This is a genomic window from Janthinobacterium sp. BJB426 (genome assembly GCF_002735705.1).
GTDB lineage: Bacteria > Pseudomonadota > Gammaproteobacteria > Burkholderiales > Burkholderiaceae_D > Janthinobacterium.
Window position 1 is genome coordinate 1 of the sequence record NZ_PDZL01000019.1, and the last position, 13,068, is coordinate 13,068.

At 65.0% G+C, this 13,068-nt stretch carries 10 protein-coding genes and 1 tRNA gene; 5 read left to right on the forward strand and 6 right to left on the reverse strand.

The genetic code is table 11. The features are described from left to right. The 4 genes from CSQ93_RS23355 to CSQ93_RS23370 all read left to right on the forward strand — a co-directional run. The coding region (locus CSQ93_RS23355; RefSeq protein WP_099380110.1) for a hypothetical protein at positions 1 to 1,688 on the forward strand (1,688 nt) is incomplete at its 5' end. A gap of 139 nt (positions 1,689 to 1,827) precedes the next feature. After that, positions 1,828 to 3,099 (forward strand): TolC family protein, encoded by a 1,272-nt coding sequence (locus CSQ93_RS23360; RefSeq protein ID WP_158301338.1) that lies wholly within the window; start codon positions 1,828 to 1,830, stop codon positions 3,097 to 3,099. A 28-nt stretch (positions 3,100 to 3,127) separates the two neighbouring features. Beyond that, positions 3,128 to 5,260, forward strand: coding sequence for an ATP-binding cassette domain-containing protein (locus CSQ93_RS23365; RefSeq protein ID WP_199534487.1), 2,133 nt, complete (start codon positions 3,128 to 3,130; stop codon positions 5,258 to 5,260). Then, positions 5,257 to 6,426: an HlyD family type I secretion periplasmic adaptor subunit gene (locus CSQ93_RS23370; protein WP_099380112.1), complete on the forward strand. Its 1,170-nt coding sequence runs from the start codon at positions 5,257 to 5,259 to the stop codon at positions 6,424 to 6,426. Before CSQ93_RS23365 ends, CSQ93_RS23370 begins: the two co-directional genes overlap by 4 nt. A gap of 12 nt (positions 6,427 to 6,438) precedes the next feature. On the opposite strand, the gene udk is transcribed toward CSQ93_RS23370, so the two are convergent. The 6 genes from udk to rnr all read right to left on the reverse strand — a co-directional run bounded on the left by udk (position 6,439) and on the right by rnr (position 12,565). Beyond that, positions 6,439 to 7,083, reverse strand: a complete 645-nt coding sequence (gene udk / locus CSQ93_RS23375; protein WP_034756921.1) for a uridine kinase — start codon at positions 7,081 to 7,083, stop codon at positions 6,439 to 6,441. Between the two features lie 59 nt (positions 7,084 to 7,142). Next, positions 7,143 to 7,646, reverse strand: a complete 504-nt coding sequence (locus CSQ93_RS23380) for a DUF2199 domain-containing protein (protein ID WP_099380113.1) — start codon at positions 7,644 to 7,646, stop codon at positions 7,143 to 7,145. Between the two features lie 13 nt (positions 7,647 to 7,659). Beyond that, on the reverse strand, positions 7,660 to 8,358 hold the full coding sequence (locus CSQ93_RS23385) for a YceH family protein (RefSeq protein ID WP_099380114.1): 699 nt from the start codon (positions 8,356 to 8,358) through the stop codon (positions 7,660 to 7,662). A 10-nt stretch (positions 8,359 to 8,368) separates the two neighbouring features. Then, complete coding sequence (gene cysE / locus CSQ93_RS23390; protein WP_099380115.1) at positions 8,369 to 9,118, reverse strand: serine O-acetyltransferase; 750 nt, start codon at positions 9,116 to 9,118, stop codon at positions 8,369 to 8,371. Positions 9,119 to 9,250: 132 nt separating this feature from the next. After that, entirely contained in the window at positions 9,251 to 9,994 is a 744-nt protein-coding gene (rlmB, locus tag CSQ93_RS23395) for a 23S rRNA (guanosine(2251)-2'-O)-methyltransferase RlmB (RefSeq protein WP_034756912.1), read from the reverse strand. 3 nt (positions 9,995 to 9,997) lie between these two features. Next, positions 9,998 to 12,565 (reverse strand): ribonuclease R, encoded by a 2,568-nt coding sequence (rnr, locus tag CSQ93_RS23400; RefSeq protein WP_099380116.1) that lies wholly within the window; start codon positions 12,563 to 12,565, stop codon positions 9,998 to 10,000. A gap of 408 nt (positions 12,566 to 12,973) precedes the next feature. Here rnr and CSQ93_RS23405 point away from each other — a divergent pair. Continuing rightward, positions 12,974 to 13,058, forward strand: a tRNA-Leu gene (locus CSQ93_RS23405). The last annotated feature ends 10 nt before the right edge of the window (positions 13,059 to 13,068 follow it).

Sequence of the window (13,068 nt, forward strand, 5' to 3'; positions counted from 1 at the left end):
TGGCTGCGTTCAGCGCCAGTTGCGCATTGGCCGCCACGGCAGCGGCCAATGCGCAACTGGCGCTGAACGCAGCCATCGCCGCCGACGCCAACGTCGCCGCCACGGCAGCAGCGGCAGCGGCCGCCCAGCTGGCGGCGCAAAACGCGCATGACGCCGATGTGGCGGCAGCGGCAGCGGCCGTTGCAGCAGCCATCACCCTGGCAGCCACGCAAGCGGCGCAGGCGGACGACGCGGCAGCCGCACTGGCAGCGGCCAATGCGGCTAACGCCCAGGCAGCGCACGCCGCCGCCGTCGCCGACGACCAGGCCGCCGCGGATGCCGCCGCCACCGCAGCGCTGGCGCAAGCGGCTGCCACGGCAGCGGCAGCGGCCGACGCCGCCGCCACCGCCAGCGCCGCCGCAGCGGCAGCGTCGCTGCTGGCCGCACAGGCGGCGCAAGCCGACGACACGGCCGCCAACCAGGCAGCGGCCAATGCCGCTGCGGCCACGGCCGCGCACACGGCCGCCATCGCCGCCGACGCCCTGGCCGTCAGCACGGCGGCAACGGCTACCACGGCCCTGGCAGCGGCCACGGCCGCGCAGAACGACGACGACGTGGCCGCGGCAGCCGCCGCCCAGGCAGCGGCCTCGCTGGCGCTCACCCAGGCGGCACAGGTCGACGATGCAGCGGCAGCGGCTGCCACGGTCAACGCCAACAATGCGATAGCAGCGGCAGCGGCAGCCCATGCGGCCGATGCGGCCGCGCCGCTGGCGCAGGCGCAGGCCGCCGCTTCCCTGCTGGCCCTGCAAGCGGCGCAAGCCGATGACGCGGCCGCCGCCAGCGCGGCCGCCGCAGCGGCGCAAGCGCATGCCAATGCGAGTGCCGCGTATGCGGACGACGCGGCGGCAGCCCAGGCCAATGCGGACGCACAGGCGGCCGACGTGGCCCTGGCGCAAGCGAACGCCCTCGCCGCGCAGACCGACGCCAACGCCCTGGCGGTGATATCGAATGCGGATGCCGCCCACGCCGCCGCCGTGCAAGCCATCGCCGACCAGACCGATGCCGTGGCGCTCACGCAGGCCGCCGATGCGGCAGTGGCAGCGGCGCTGGCAGCGGCGCAGACGGCCGCCCTGACGGACGCCAATGCCCTGCACCTGGCAGCCGATGCGGCCGCCGCCGCCGCCCTGCAGGCACAGGCGCAGGCTGACCTGACGGATGCAAGCTCGCTGACGGTGGCGGCGAATGCCGATGCCGCCGCAGCGGCGGCAGCCCAGGCGCAAGCCGACCTGACGGACGCGAGCCAACTGTTCGTGCTGAGCCAGAATGCCCTGCACAACCCGCTGACGGTAGCCGACTTCAGCACCGGCCTGCCGGCCGCCGGCGGCGACGTGATCGACATGTCGGCCATCGCCGACCTGACGGCCTCGGTGGCCGTGGGCGTCAACGTGGGCACGGACTTCAGCAACAACAACCTGTTCATCTTCGACGGCACGTCCGTGTCGATCGGCGCGGCGGCCAGCGCCATCGCAGCCGACGACAGCGTCTTGTCGGGCCAGGGCTACATCGTCATCGCCGATGCGCAGAACAACGGCGCCGTGACGGTGTATCACTCGAGTGACCTGAGCAACGCCAACGCCATCGACACGGCGCTGGTGCTGCTCAGCGGGGTGAACATTACGCAACTGACGGCGGCCAACTTCGTCGTCTGAAGCGGGGCACCCACGCCAGGCGCCGCGCCTGGCACGGCAGCGGGAGCGAAGCGCAACACGGCGCGCTCCCGCCACAACTTGAAATACGTCAGGCCTGGTGCCGGAAAAATACGGGATGAGATTACGCGGTTTCCCAACATTGTCTTCACTGCCACGCATCGCGGCCTTGCTTGCCGCCGTGACCACGGCATCGGTATCGTCTTTCGCCGGCGCCCAGGGCGCCACCGCCTGGAGCTTCGACCAGGTCTTGCAGCTGGCGCTGCAAAGCCATCCCGCCGTGCAGGGCAGGCGTTCGGCGCAGGCAGCCGCGCGGGCCGAACTCGATGGCGCGCAATGGCAGCGCTTTCCCAGCCTGTCAGCGGAAGTGCCCACCGGTTCCCAGGAAACGGGCGGTGTGGTGCGCATTGAGCAGCCGCTGTGGAGCGGCGGGCGCATCGACGCCGGCATCGATGCGGCCGGCAGCCGGGTCGATGCGGCCGGCGCCGCCATCGAGGAAGAACGCCTGACCCTCTCGCTGCGCGTGATCGCCGCCTACACGGAAGCGCTACGCCAGACGGCGCGCGTGCGCTCGGCGGAAGGGGGACTGGCCGAGCACCAGCGCCTGCTGGACATGATCAAGCGCCGCGTGGCGCAGTCGGTCAGCTCGCAAACGGACCAGCGCCTGGCCGAATCACGCGCCTACCAGGCGGCCAACGATGTATCGAATGCGCGCCAGGCGCTGGAAAACGCGCTGGCGCAGCTGTCGCAACTGGCCGGCAAACCCGTGCGCCTCGTCAGCGCCACGGGCATCGGCGTGGGCGAACCGCTGCCCGACGCCAGCCTGGATCGGGTCATGCGCCAGGCCATCGACTACTCCCCTACCCTGCACCGCCTCGATTTCGAGGCGCAGGCAGCCGATTCCGAAATCACCCTGCAGCGCTCGGCCTACATGCCGAAAGTGGTGCTGCGCATGGAAAAGCCCACCGGCGGCGGCATCAATGCCGACAACCGCACGCGCGCCATGCTCGTGTTGCAGGCGCAGCCGGGCGCCGGCCTGTCGGCCAAGGCTGGCGTGGATGCCGCCGTGGCCCGGCGCGAAGGCGCGCGCGCCGCGCACGATGTGGCCGAACGCGAGGTGCGCGAGCGTTTTACGCTGGATTGGAACGAGGCCGAAGCGAGCCGCCAGCGCCTGGGCAACGCGGGCGAAGCCAGCACCACCTCGACGCAGGTATTCGAGTCGTATGCGCGCCAGTACGTCATCGGCCGCAAGAGCTGGAACGACGTGCTCAACGCCGTGCGCGAAGCGACCCAGGCGCAATTTTCGCTGGAAGACACGCGCGCGCAGGCGATCGCCGCCAGCCTGCGCCTGGCCGCGCAAACGGGCACCCTGGCCGGGCGCACGGCGCCGGCAGGCATGGTGCGCGCCAATTGACCGCCACAGGACACGAACAGGAGACAGCGTGGATACCTCCATCAAACATGGCTTGCTGACACTCATCGAGCGGGCCGCCCGCCTGACGGGCCAGCATGTGCCCGCCGCGCGCCTGGCCGACCTGCAGCGCCAGCTCGATGACGCCGACGGCAATGGTGCGCCCGGCGCGGTACTGACCACCATCTGGCAGGCGGCCGGCCTGGAAGGCACGGCGCGCCTGCTGCACGAGCCGTCGCCGGGCGAGCTGCCGTTCGCCGTCTACAGCGCCAGCACGGGCTGGGGCTTGCTGCAGTCGCGCGGTGCCGACGGCGCCTGGCGCGGCGAAGGCGTCGATGGGCGCGCCTTGCAACTGGCCTCGCTGGCCGGCCTGGCCTGCGTGGGCCTGCCGCGCCGCAGCGAAAAAAGCGGCGCCCGCCCCGGCGCCCTGGGCCTGGTGCGCAACGCCCTGTGGCTGAAAAAAAGCGTGTTTGTCGACGCCGTGCTGGCCACCGCGCTGGTAACCCTGCTGACCATGGCCACTTCGCTGTTTTCCATGCAGGTGTACGACCGCGTGATTCCGAACCAGAGCTTCAGCACCCTGTGGGTGCTGGTGGTGGGTGTGGCCCTGTCGATCGGCCTGGAATTCATCCTCAAACAGGTGCGCAGCCGCATCGTCGACCACTCGTGCAATGACGTCGACCATGAATTGTCCGAGTGGTTTTTCCAGCGCATGCTGGGCATCCGCATGGAGTCGCGCCCCGCGTCCGTCGGCACCCTGGCGGCGCAAGTGAAAGGCTTTGAAATGGTGCGCGGCGTGCTGACGTCGACCTCGCTGTTCGTGCTGACAGACGTCCCCTTCGCCCTGATTTTTCTCGCCATGATCACCATCATCGGCGGCTGGCTGGTGGTGGTGCCGCTGGTGGCCCTGCCGCTGGCCCTCGTGTGCGGACTGATGTTCCAGCGCGCCATCGAAAGCCATACGCGCAAGAACCTCAACGCCAGCAACCGCAAGGCCGGCTTGCTGGTGGAAGCCGTCGATGGCGTGGAAACGCTCAAGGGCAGCAGCGCCGAATGGATGATGCAGGCGCGCTGGGCCGAACTGGTGGCCGAGAGCAGCCACGCGGAGCAGAATATCCGCGACTATGCGGCCCTGTCGCAAAACATCACGGCCGCCTTCCAGCAGCTGACCAATGTGGCGCTGATCTCCATGGGCGCGTGGTTCGTGGCCGAAAACCAGATGACCATGGGCGCCCTGATGGCCTGCACCATCATCAGCAACCGCGCCCTGATGCCCATCGTGCAGCTGCCCGCCGTGATGGTGCAGTGGGCGCATGCGCGTGCCTCGATCGACGGCCTGGAACAGGTCATCAGCCTGCCCAACGAGGCCGATAACGCGCAGTTCGCGCTGACGCCGCGCAGCCTCGATACGGGCTTGCGCTTCGAACGCATCCGCTTTACGTATGGCGGCGCGCAAAAGGTGGCGCTGGAAGTGGAAAATCTCGCCATCCGTCCCGGCGAGCGCGTCGGCCTGGTGGGCGCCATCGGTTCGGGCAAGAGCACCCTGCTGAAGCTGGCCTCGGGCCTGTACCAGCCGGCCGAAGGCAAAGCCTACCTGGGCGACGTCGACATGGCCCTGCTGGCGCCGGCCGTGGTGCGCGAAATGGTCGGCTACCTGCCGCAGGAAACGCGGCTGTTCAGCGGCACCCTGCGCGACAACCTGTTATTGGGGCTGGCCGACCCGGGCGAGGAAGCGATCCTGGCTGCCGCCAAACGCACGGGATTGATCGAGCTGATACTGGGCCAGCCACGGGGACTGGCGCTGGGCATCACCGAAGGCGGGCGCGGCGTCTCGGGCGGCCAGCGCCAGCTGATCGCCGTCACGCGTTTGCTGCTGGCCAAGCCGCGCATCTGGCTGCTCGATGAACCGACGGGCGCCATGGATGCGAAAACGGAAGCGCGCATCGTCGGACTGTTGGGCGAACTGGCGGCCGAAGGCGTGACCATGGTCGCCACCACGCACAAGAACGCCCTCTTGCCCCTGCTCGACCGCCTGGTGGTGCTGCAGGCGGGACGGGTGCTGCTCGACGGTCCGCGCGATGCCGTGCTGGCCAAGCTGTCGGGCAAGCCGCAGGCTGTGCCCAGTACAACACCTGCGCCGGTGGCGCAAGGAGCCGTCGCATGAAACTGGCCAGGGTCGAAGCGAAAGAGGAAGCAAAACGGGGCCGGGTGCTGATCTGGAGCTGCACGGCGGCGCTGGCGGGTGTCATCGCCTGGGCTTCATGGGCGGAGCTGGACCAGGTCACGCGCGCCAACGGCCAGGTGATCGCCAGCTCGCGCAACCAGATCATCCAGGTGGCCGATGGCGGCGTGCTGGCCGAGCTGCGTGTGCATGAAGGCAGCGTGGTGAAAAAGGGCGAATTGCTGGCGCGCTTCGACCGCACGCGGGCCGAGACGAGCTACCTAGAAAGCACGGCCAAGGCAGCCGGTCTGAAGGCGGCCGTGGCGCGCCTGCAGGCGGAAGTGTTTGGCGGCGCGCCCAAGTTCCCGCCCGAACTGCAGGCGTTCCCGGAATTTCGCGCCAACCAGCTGGCCCTGTTCAGCAAGCGCCAGGGCGCCGTGCAGGCGGAAGTCAGTTCGCTGGACAGCGCCATGAAGCTGATCAAAGAAGAGCTGGAAATGAATCTGCCGCTGCTGGAAACGGGGGACGTCAGCCGCGCCGAGGTGCTGAAACTGCGGCGGCAAGTGGTCGACATCCAGGCGCAGATCACCAACCGGCGCAACAAGTACCTGCAGGACAGCCAGACGGACCTGGTAAAAGCCCAGGAAGACCTGGCCGGCGTGCTGCAGACGGTGACGCAGCGCAAGGAGCAGCTGGGTTCGACGGATATCTACGCGCCCACGGACGGCATCGTGCGCAACGTGCGCCTCACCACCCTGGGCGGCGTGGCCAAGCCGGGCGAAGAAATCCTGCAGATCGTGCCGACGGACGATGACCTGATCATCGAGGCGAAAGTCAAACCGGCCGACATCGCCTTCATCAAGCCGGGCCTGCCCACGGCAGTGAAACTGGACGCCTACGACTACGGCATCTACGGGCGCCTGCGCGGCACCGTCAGCTACATCAGCGCGGACACCTTAAGTGAAGACAACAAGGGCAACGAACAGCCATACTATCGCGTGCAGATCAAGACCAGCGGGCGTAATCTGATGGGCAAGAATGGCGAACCGATCCTGATCCAGCCCGGCATGACGGCCACCGTGGAAATCAATACGGGACGCAAGACGGTCTTGCGCTACCTGACGAAACCGATCACCAAGACGTTCTCGGAATCGATGGGGGAGCGCTGACGCAGCGTGCTTTTAGCCGGCAGGCTTCAGGCGGCCAATGACGCTCGCCACCTTGGCCGTAATCATGTCGACCGCGGGGCCATTCGCGCCATGCGGCAAAATGACGTCAGCATTGCGCTTGGTCGGTTCGATGAATTGCTTGTGCATCGGGCGTACGGTTTCCAGATACTGCTCGATGACGCTTTCCACCGAGCGGCCGCGTTCCGTGATGTCGCGTTGCATGCGGCGGATGAAGCGCACGTCGGAGGCCGTGTCGACAAAGATCTTCAGCGACATCATGTCGCGCAAGTTTTCGTCATACAGGGCAAACAGGCCTTCGATGACGATCACCGGCGCCGGCTTGACGGGAATGGTCCTGCTGGAGCGATTGTGCAGCGTGAAGTCGTACTCGGGCATCTCGATCGCTTCGCCATTGCGCAAGGCCTGGATGTGCTGTACCAGCAATGGCCACTCGAACGCCTGCGGATGGTCGTAATTCTGCTGGCGCCGGACTTCAGGAGAGAGATGGGTTTGGTCGCAGTAGTAGTCGTCCTGCATCACGACCGAGACCATGTCGGCGCCAAAGGACGCCAGCACTTGTTGGGATACGGTGGACTTGCCACTGCCGCTTCCGCCAGCGACACCAATAACAAACGGTTGGAAGGAAATAGTATTCATGCCGAATGATACCGGAAACATGAGCGGACTGACAGGGAGCTGCTGCAAAGCCGGGCCTGTCACGCGCCATGCATCAGTCGCGCATACAGCTCGGCCACCCGCTCCGCCGTGATGCCGTCGCGCTGCTCCACCGCCAGCGGATGGTCGGTCGGTTCCAGCTCGATTGCCGGGCGTATGCCGTCGTCGCGCAGGTGCACGCGGGTTTTCAGGTTCAGGGTAGCCGGATACTCGGACAGTTGCGTGCTGAGCCAACCGAAGAAGGGGCCGATGTGCGAACGCCTGGCTTCATTGAAGCACGCGTCCCACGCATCGAAGCTTTCGCCGCTCAGCGACACCCACACGCCCCAGCTGAATGGTTCATCGGAGCCATGCACGGGGATATCGATGGTGGCGCGCACGAAGCAGTGTTCATCGTCGACGATGCAAGCGTCGCTGTCGAGCTGACAGCGCGCTTCGCGCTCGGCGGGCGCCATCTGCTCATACATCCAGGGCGCGTCGGCGCCGAAGCTGGGCATCCCCGTGTGGGTCTCGCCGCAGGAGCGGCACAGGAAGGAAAACGTCACGCGTGAAGCAGCCTTATTCGAACTGCTTGCGGAACGCCTCGAACTGCGCCGCCAGGCCATCGAAGTCGCTGCGCAATTGCAGCACTTCCTGTTCCAGCTGCGCCACCCTGCTGCCCTGCTGCGGCGCGCTGACAGTCGCCGCAAAACCGGCCGCCGTCTCGCTCTGCGCCAGCGCTTCCTCGCCGCCCAGCAAGTGGCCGTAGCGCGGCTCCTTGGCGCCAGGAGCCACCATCAGCTTGGCCACCAGCGGCGGGTATTTATCGATCAGGAACTGCAGACCGGATTCCACTTCCGCCACGGACTTGAATTCATGCACCCTGCCGCTGCGGCTGCGGATCTCGCCCGCCGTCTGCAAGCCGCGCAGCATCAATATCGTCAGGATGGCCAGCTTGTCCTGTTCCAGCGACCACTTGATGCGCATGCGGTGTTCGTACTTGGCGACGCGCGCGCCCGCCTGCGTGATGCCATTGACGAATTTGCGCTGCATCAGCCGCTGCAACACGTCGTAGACGGTTTCCTCGGAGAGGGCCATGACGGGGTCGCGGCTGGACAGCTGGTTGCAGCCGTTGGTCAGGGCGTTCAGCGACAGCGGATAGCTGTCCGGCGTCAGCGCTTCCTTTTCGGCCAGCACGGCCAGCACGCGGATCTCGAAGGGGTCGAGCAGATTGGGATTATCGCTACTCTTTTCTGCTGCATTTGCGTCTGTAGTCATGCCTGTATCCTTAATCAACCAGCTTGTTCATTTGCTCGGAATCGAATTTATCACACTCGGGCACGCCCTGGCAGCAGATACCGGCCGCCTTCAGGGTGGCGAGGATGGTTTCGATGCGCTGCTCCTGTGCCACGGCGTGCGTGATCAGGCCTTGCAGGGCTTTCGACAGCGGATCGTCGCCGTTGGGCGTGACGCCATACGCGGCGAACAAATGCGCCGTGCTGCCCTCGCGCAGGGCGCTGACATCCTTTTGCACGATGTGCGCGGGGTTGCCGACGGCCGTCGCGCCGGACGGCACGGGTTTGAGCAGCACGGCGTTCGAGCCCACCTTGGCGTACTCGCCCACCGTGAAGCTGCCCAGCACCTGCGCGCCGGCGCCGACGATGACGCCGCGCTCCAGGGTCGGATGGCGCTTGGCGCCACTGTGCAGCGAGGTGCCGCCCAGGGTCACGCCCTGGTAGATGGTGCAGTCGTCGCCGACGACGGCCGTCTCGCCGATCACCACGCCGAAGCCATGGTCGATGAAGACACGCCGGCCGATGACGGCGCCCGGATGGATCTCAATGCCCGTGATGATGCGGGCAAGGTAGGAGATGAAACGCCCCACCCACTTCATGCGCCGCGTCCAGCACCAGTGCGCCCAGCCATGCATGACGATGGCGTGCAAGCCGGGATAACAGGTCAGCACCTCCCAGCCATTGCGGGCGGCGGGGTCACGTTCAATGATGCTGTTGATATCTTCGCGCAGGTGGTGGAACATAATGACAATGAATAAGGTGGAACGCAAATGGTAGCGTATTCGGCGGGGGAATGCTGGAGGGGAAAGCAAATCGGCCGCCAGCACCAGGGCGGCGGCCGATCATGGAAGCGCTACAAAACGTGCAGGACGTTCTTATGCTTCTAAAGCAATCCGCTGGCGGCGGGCTTCGTAAAGACATACACCGGAAGCGACCGACACGTTCAGACTCTCGACGGAGCCGAACATCGGGATGCTGACGAGGATGTCGCAGGTATCGCGCGTCAGACGGCGCATGCCTTCGCCTTCGGAACCCATGACGAGGGCCGTGGGGCCCGTGAAATCGGCTTCGTACAAACCTTTTTCGCCGTCGTCCGAGGTGCCGATCAGCCAGATGCCGCGCTCTTTCAATTCACGCATGGTGCGCGCCAGGTTCGTCACGGTGATGTACGGGACGGTTTCGGCGGCGCCGCTGGCGACCTTGGCCGCCGTGGCATTCAAGCCCACGGCACGGTCCTTCGGCACGATGACGGCATGTGCGCCGACACCGTCGGCCACGCGCAGGCAGGCGCCCAGATTGTGCGGGTCGGTGATGCCGTCGAGAATCAACAGCAGCGGCGGGCCGTCGATGGCGTCCAGCAGCTCATCGAGATTGCGCGCCAGCGACAGCTGCGAGGCAAACGCGATCACGCCCTGGTGACGGCGCGTACCGACGATCTTGTCCAGACGCGACGAATCGACGGGCATGACGCGCACGTTGGCAGCCTTGGCGGCGGCGATCATGTCCTTCATGCGGCCGTCGACGCGGCTGGCATCGACGAAAATTTCTTCCACGGACGACGCTTCATGACGCAGACGCGAGGTGACGGCGTGGAAGCCGAAAATCATTTTATTCTTCATTATTTATCGTTTCTTCTTGCTTGTTTTTGATACAGATACAGTTTTTGCTGCTCGTGGTGCCACCGCAGCGGGTGCCGCGGCTGGTTTCTTGCCGCGCTTCGGCGCAGCTGCCTTGGGGGCTGCCGCCTTGGGGGCTTCCTTCAGCGCGGCCTTGACTGCAGGCTTGGCTTGCGCCTTGGCGCCATTGGAACGGCCGCCGGAACCATTGCCGGGTTTGCCACCGTTGTTGCCGCTGGCCTTGATCTCATGGCGCTGCTCGGTCGCAGGACCGGGCTTGACCATGGATTTCTTTTCGCCCTTGCGCTTGCCGCCAGCTTGCTTGGCTGGCGCTTCTTCGCCCGCCAGTTCCGCATCGGTGACCAGACGCAGGTCGATCTTGCGCGTTTCCAGGTCGACACGTGCCACTTGCACCGTCAGACGGTCGGTCAACTGGTAGCGCTTGCCCGTGCGTTCGCCGCGCAATTCATGGCGCGCATCGTCGTACTGGAAGTAATCGGTGCCCAGCTCGGTGACGTGCACCAGGCCTTCGACAAACAGGGTGTCGAGCTGCACGAACACGCCGAAGGTGGTCACGCCGGTAATGGTGCCGGTGAACTCCTCGCCCAGCTTGTCCTGCATGAAGTAGCACTTCAGCCAGGCTTCGACGTCGCGCGACGCTTCGTCGGCGCGGCGCTCGTTGGCCGAGCAATGCACGCCCAGCGCGTCCCAGATCGTCAAATCCGTCTTCTTCGGCTTGCCGTCGGCCTTGTCCTTCGCCTGCTGCTTGCGCGTGGCGTTCGACACGTTCGTGTTCAGCACGGTCTTCTCGGACAGCTTCGGCTCGTATTTCTTGCCTTGCAGAATGGCCTTGATGGCGCGATGCGTCAGCAGATCGGGATAGCGGCGGATCGGGCTGGTGAAGTGGGCATACGCCTCGTAGGCCAGACCGAAGTGGCCGATATTGTCCGGGCTGTAGACGGCTTGCTGCATCGAGCGCAGCAGCATCGTTTGCAGCAGGGCCGCGTCGGGACGCGCCTTGATCTGCTGCATTAGGGTCTGGTAATCGGATGCCGACGGCGTGTCGCCGCCCGTCAGGTTCAGGCCGACTTGTTTGAGGAAGGTGCGCACTTGCGTGAGCTTTTCCTTGGTCGGGCTGGCATGGATGCGGTAGGTGCCTGGATGCTTGTTACGCAGCAACAAATCGGCGGCACAGACGTTGGCCGCCAGCATGCACTCTTCGATGATCTTGTGCGCTTCGTTGCGCGTGCGGGGAATGATCTTTTCGATCTTGCCAGCCGTATTGCAGACGATATAGGTTTCCGTCGTCTCGAAATCGATGGCGCCCCGCTCCGTGCGCGCTTTCAGCAAGGCGCGGTAGACGGCTTCCAGATTCTGCAGGTGCGGCAGGATGTCCGCGCGGCGTGCCGCTTCGGGTCCCTTGGTGTTGCCCAGCACGGCAGCGACTTCGTCATACGTGAGGCGCGCGGCCGAATGGATCACGGCCGGGTAGAACTGGTAAGCCTTCAGCTCGCCCTTGTCGCTGACGACAGCGTCGCAGACGAGGGTCAGGCGGTCGACGGCCGGGTTCAGCGAGCACAGGCCATTCGACAGCTTTTCCGGCAGCATCGGGATGACGCGGCGCGGGAAGTAGACGGACGTGCTACGCTCCAACGCGTCGATATCGAGCGCGTCGTTCGGTTTCACGTAATGGCTGACGTCGGCAATCGCCACGATCAGGCGGAAGCAGTTGGCGCGGCCAATCTTGACGGGTTCGCAATATACGGCATCGTCGAAATCGCGCGCGTCCTCGCCGTCGATGGTAACGAGCGGCACGTCGCGCAGGTCGACACGGTCTTTCAGGTCGGCGGCGCGCACTTCGAACGGCAGTTTTTCAGCTTGCTTGAGGGCGGCGGCGGAAAAGATGTGCGGCACATTGAATTTGCGCACGGCAATTTCAATTTCCATGCCGGGATCATCCAGAGCGCCCAGCACTTCGACGATCTTGCCGACCGGCTGCTTGAAACGCATCGGTTGCTCGGTCAGCTCGACGCTGACGATCTGGCCGGCTTTTGCCTTGCCGACCGAACCGGTGACGAGGATGTCCTGGCCGATGCGCTGGTCTTCCGGCGCCACGACCCAGGTACCGTTTTCATGGATCAGGCGGCCGATGACGTGGGTGTTGGCGCGGTAGGTGACTTCGACGATCGTGCCTTCCGGGCGGCCGCGGCGGTCCGTGCCGACGATGCGGGCCATGACCTTGTCGCCATGCAGTACTTTCTGCATTTCTTTCTCAGGCAGGAACAGGTCGGCGCTGGCGTCGTCGGGAATGACGAAGCCGAAGCCATCGCGGTGGCTGGTGACGCGACCGGCGACAAGCGCGCTCTGGTCGGCCAGGCTGAAAACACCGCTGGCGTCAGACTTGAGCTGGCCGTCGCGCTCCATCGCCTTCAGGCGACGGACCAGGACATCCATGGAATCGGCATGCACTTGCAGCGTTTTCCCGAGAGACTGCGGGTCGAGAGGCGCGCTGACGCTGCGGAATATGCCGAGAATGTCCTCCCGGCTGGGGATGGTGTGGGTATTTTGGCTCAAAAGTATTTCTATAGTTGTTATTGACAGTGATCAAACGGAAGACAAAGACCGATGACATCACCGTCAATATTGACACGGTGATGTCCGGTAGTGTACCGGAGGACGCCTTGGTTTGCCTAACGGACAGCGTAGCGGAAACCGAACAAGTGCCCCGCCGATGAAAAAAAGGAGAAAAGCTGCGCAATGCATTTGACTTCGGTAAATATTGCTCTATAATCTCGGTCTCTTGCAGCGACAAACCTTCACGGGAATGCAGTTGCAGGAAAGCGGTACAGGGTTGATGTGCAGTATGGAGCGAAAGCTCATCTGGCGCAAAACTCTTCAAGTCGCTATAATAGCAGAATTGTTGTGAAGTTATTTTTCAACAAGTACTCGAGCAGTAATGTAATAAGTCACAGCAGCATCAGTGCCCACGTGGCGGAATTGGTAGACGCGCATGGTTCAGGTCCATGTGCCTTCGGGTGTAGGGGTTCGAGTCCCTTCGTGGGCACCATTACCTAATT

What these genes read in the sequence shown, in the direction of transcription:
- cysE (WP_099380115.1), bottom strand. Translation starts at nt 9,118, where the DNA reads ATGTTCCACCACCTGCGCGAAGATATCAACAGCATCATTGAACGTGAC.
- CSQ93_RS23370 (WP_099380112.1), top strand. Translation starts at nt 5,257, where the DNA reads ATGAAACTGGCCAGGGTCGAAGCGAAAGAGGAAGCAAAACGGGGCCGG.
- CSQ93_RS23385 (WP_099380114.1), bottom strand. Translation starts at nt 8,358, where the DNA reads ATGACTACAGACGCAAATGCAGCAGAAAAGAGTAGCGATAATCCCAAT.
- udk (WP_034756921.1), bottom strand. Translation starts at nt 7,083, where the DNA reads ATGAATACTATTTCCTTCCAACCGTTTGTTATTGGTGTCGCTGGCGGA.
- rlmB (WP_034756912.1), bottom strand. Translation starts at nt 9,994, where the DNA reads ATGAAGAATAAAATGATTTTCGGCTTCCACGCCGTCACCTCGCGTCTG.